Origin of the sequence: Enteractinococcus helveticum (genome assembly GCF_020742345.1) — a bacterium.
GTDB lineage: Bacteria > Actinomycetota > Actinomycetes > Actinomycetales > Micrococcaceae > Yaniella > Yaniella helvetica_A.
Genome location: NZ_DYXC01000081.1, coordinates 1 through 3,546, shown reverse-complemented (window position 1 = coordinate 3,546; position 3,546 = coordinate 1). Strand labels below are relative to the sequence as shown.

Below are 3,546 nucleotides of genomic sequence, written 5' to 3'. Positions count from 1 at the left end.
CGGCGGAGTTCATCCACTGGTTTGGACGGTTATATTCAATGAATTGCGCGCCCCACATCTGGTGTTGGCCAACACCGGCCACGTAGATGGCTTCAGGACCGGCAATTTCCGATAAGGTTTCCAGCACCTTTTGTGGTGCCAGTAGGCCGTCGTCGGTGGGGGTGTAACCCAGCGGATAGGTTTCGCGGGTCTTATTGACGATGTCCCACCACTCGGTCAGATCCGGGCTACCGTGTTCAGCAAAGCTTGCGCGAAGTTGATCGGAGAGTTCTGGCAGGATCGTTTTGACGTCACCCACAATGGGCACATCGGCGATGCGGTTCTTAGAGATTTCTGCCGGGTCGATATCCGCGTGGATGATCTTGGCCAGCGGGGCAAAAGATGCCAGCTGCCCGGTGACCCGGTCATCAAAGCGGGCGCCTAAGGTAACGAGCAAGTCGGACATCTGTAGTGCAGAAACTGCAGCAACGGTTCCGTGCATCCCTGGCATGCCCAGGTTTTGTGGATCGTCATCGGGGAAAATACCGCGGGCGTTCAAGGTAGTGACCACTGGAGCGCCTGTCAGTTTCGCTAATTCGGCGAGTTCTTCGGCGGCTTGGGCACGCATCGTGCCACCACCGACGTACAGGACCGGACGTTTGGCCTCCTGAATGAGCTTGGCCGCTGCGCGCACCTGACGGGAGTGGCCGCGGGTCACCGGACGGTAGCCCGGCAAATCCATCACCGGAGGCCAGGAGAATTCCATGTCGGATTCCTGGGCGTCCTTGGTGATGTCGACCAAGACAGGCCCCGGACGGCCGGTATTGGCAATGTAGAAGGCTTCAGCTAGGGCCTGCGGAACGTCTTCGGCACGACGCACCAAAAACGAGTGTTTGGTGATCGGCATGGTGATGCCCACGATATCGGCTTCCTGGAAAGCATCTGAGCCAATGAGTTTGGAACCGACCTGGCCGGTAATAAACACCACGGCCTCTGAGTCCATGTTGGCATCTGCAATCGCGGTTACTAGGTTGGTTGCCCCGGGACCTGAGGTTGCAATGGCCACACCGGTTTTGCCGGTGGCCAGGTAGTAGCCCTGGGCTGCGTGGCCGGCACCTTGTTCGTGACGCACCAGGATGTGGCGGATACGGGAGGTATCCATCAGTGGGTCATAGGTGGGCAGAATCGCACCGCCGGGCAATCCGAAGACATCGGTGACGCCTAGTTCTTCGAGTGAACGAACAATGGCCTGGGCCCCGGTCATCTTGGTGGGTTCTACTACCCGATTTGGGCCAGGAACAGCCTGTGCGTCAGAGTCATGTACGGTTTTTTCCCGCTGCGGCGGGTGAGCTGGCATCACCGAGGGGGTGATATTTGATCCGGAACTCATTTCAGTGTGCCTCGATCAGTCGTAAGTTGTGCAGTTATTGCTGTCGACGTCGTTCACGTCGTAGGGTTCTTCGCGGTTTTGCGATGCCCATAAAAAAACCCCGGCTTCGGCGGTCTGCCTGCTCGGGGTTCAGCGCATGGAAGGCGTTGGGAGCCAAACTGAATTCGTCAGTCCATGCGCTGCTAAATAACGACTACTAGGGTCTTCGACATGTCCTCATAATGGTCGTTATGCCCGAAATTGTCAAATCGAGCGCACCCCGAGCAGGAGCGCCGTTTAGCTGTCGTGTTCTACGTTACAGTGTGCGCCTACTGCTGCCGACTGAACCAGTTGGGAAAACTTGCCCAGCACACCGCCGGTGAACTTCGGCGGGATTGGCTTCCAGTTTGCTTTACGCTGTGCCAGTTCATCCTCCGACACTTGTAGATCGATGCTGCGGTTGGCTATATCTACGCGGATAATGTCACCGTCTTCGACCAGTCCAATTGGGCCACCAACGGCTGCTTCCGGTGCGATGTGACCAATACACAGTCCGGTGGTACCACCGGAGAAGCGTCCGTCAGTGATTAACAAAACATCAGCGCCTAGGCCGGCACCTTTAATAGCACCGGTAATGGCCAGCATTTCACGCATGCCCGGTCCGCCCTTTGGTCCTTCATAGCGGATGACGACGACGTCGCCGGCTTTGAGCTCATTGGCTTCCAGCGCATCCATGGCCTGCTGTTCACGTTCAAAGACGCGCGCGGTACCTTCGAAGACTTCAGCGTCGAAGCCAGCCGATTTCACAACGGCACCTTCTGGCGCCATCGAGCCGTGCAGAATCGTTAGACCACCGGTCTTGTGGATTGGTTCATCCATGCTACGCAGCACTGAGCCGTCGAGTTTCTTTGGCTTCAGCTCTGCCAGGTTCTCAGCAACCGTCTTGCCCGTGACAGTCAGTGCGTCACCGTGGATCAGTCCTTCATCCAGTAGCGCCTGCATAACCACAGGAACACCACCGATACGGTCCAGGTCGGTCATGACGTATTGGCCAAAAGGTTTCATATCCGCGATGTGTGGGATCTTGTCGCCAATGCGATTGAAGTCATGCAGGCTCAAGTCCACGCCGGCTTCATAAGCGATGGCCAGCAGGTGCAGCACGGTGTTTGAGGAACCACCAAATGCCATCATGACGGCGATTGCGTTTTCGAAGGCTTCCTTGGTCATGATGTCGCGAGCAGTAATGCCCTTGGCCAATAGGTTGACGACCGCTTCGCCAGCCTTGCGCGCATCATAGTCACGACGGCGATCAGCCGAGGGAGGGGCGGCAGCACCTGGGATCGACATCCCGAGCGCTTCGGCAACCGAAGCCATCGAGTTTGCGGTGTACATTCCACCACAGGCACCTTCACCAGGACAGATCGCACGTTCGATGGCATCGAGATCTTCTAACGACATCGTGCCGCGAGCGCAAGCGCCCACTGCTTCAAACGCGTCGATCAGGGTAACCTGCCGCTCTACACCGTCGGATAGTGTGGCATAGCCAGGCATGATCGAACCGGCATAAACAAAGACTGAGGCCAGATCTAAGCGTGCGGCCGATATCAGCATGCCCGGAAGTGATTTGTCACAGCCTGCCAGCAATACGGAGCCATCGAGGCGTTCAGCCATCATGACGGTTTCCACCGAGTCAGCGATCACCTCTCGAGAGACCAGTGAGAAGTGCATCCCATCGTGGCCCATGGAAATACCATCGGAGACCGAGATGGTTCCAAACTGCAGCGGGTATCCCCCGGCTGCGTGAACACCGGTCTTTGCGGCTTCGGCCAGACGATCGAGCGATAGGTTGCACGGTGTAATTTCATTCCAGGACGAGGCAATACCAATTTGCGGCTTATCCCAGTCATCATCGCCCATGCCCACTGCTCGGAGCATGCCGCGCGCTGGTGCACGTTCATATCCGTCAGTTACATCGCGCGAACGCGGCTTCATATCGATTTCGGGGTTCTTAGACGTCATGGGGTAAATCCTACTGATGCGAAGTCCTGCAAAACTTCACGTGACCGATCGTGTCTGAGACAATTGATTCCGTACGGCTTGGTTGGAGCAGATTTGGCATCCGGTATGCTGGTCACTACCAGGCTGACTTTGAATTTTGTCTAACGGAAATTCTTTGATAAAGTTTCTCTTCGTTGCTC

Annotated in this window: 2 protein-coding genes; both read right to left on the bottom strand. The window is 56.6% G+C overall.

Translation table 11 applies throughout. The annotated features are described in order from the left end of the window. A partial coding sequence (gene ilvB / locus K8V32_RS07580) for a biosynthetic-type acetolactate synthase large subunit (protein WP_303905314.1) occupies positions 1-1,369 on the bottom strand: 1,369 nt, incomplete at its 3' end. Between the two features lie 276 nt (positions 1,370-1,645). Further along, positions 1,646-3,367, bottom strand: coding sequence for a dihydroxy-acid dehydratase (ilvD, locus tag K8V32_RS07575; RefSeq protein ID WP_303905311.1), 1,722 nt, complete (start codon positions 3,365-3,367; stop codon positions 1,646-1,648). Positions 3,368-3,546 lie beyond the last annotated feature (179 nt).

Excerpts from the sequence above, each read along its gene's own strand:
- ilvD (WP_303905311.1), bottom strand. The coding sequence starts at position 3,367 with ATGACGTCTAAGAACCCCGAAATCGATATGAAGCCGCGTTCGCGCGAT.